This is a genomic window from Enterococcus sp. C76, from assembly GCF_040886985.1.
GTDB lineage: Bacteria > Bacillota > Bacilli > Lactobacillales > Enterococcaceae > Enterococcus_B > Enterococcus_B lactis.
On the sequence record NZ_JBFOEY010000101.1, the window covers coordinates 1 to 206 of the forward strand.

Genomic DNA, 206 nt, shown 5'->3' on the forward strand with positions numbered 1-206 from the left:
GGGCGTGATTATGGCAAGGCATTAGAAATTAAAAATGAAACCTATCATTTAAGTTATACAAAATTGAAGAAACAAAAAACAGGCTATGGTTTTGAATATAAGTTAAGTGATAATTATACGAATGATTTACAAAAAGAAACAACAATTAATTATACATTTGCAACAGATAAAAAATTATTAGATTCTTATTTACCTTACACAGTAAC

At 25.2% G+C, this 206-nt stretch carries 1 protein-coding gene; it reads left to right on the top strand.

The genetic code is table 11. The features are described from left to right. The coding region (locus AB3I00_RS14920; protein WP_368025660.1) for a hypothetical protein at positions 1–206 on the top strand (206 nt) is incomplete at both ends.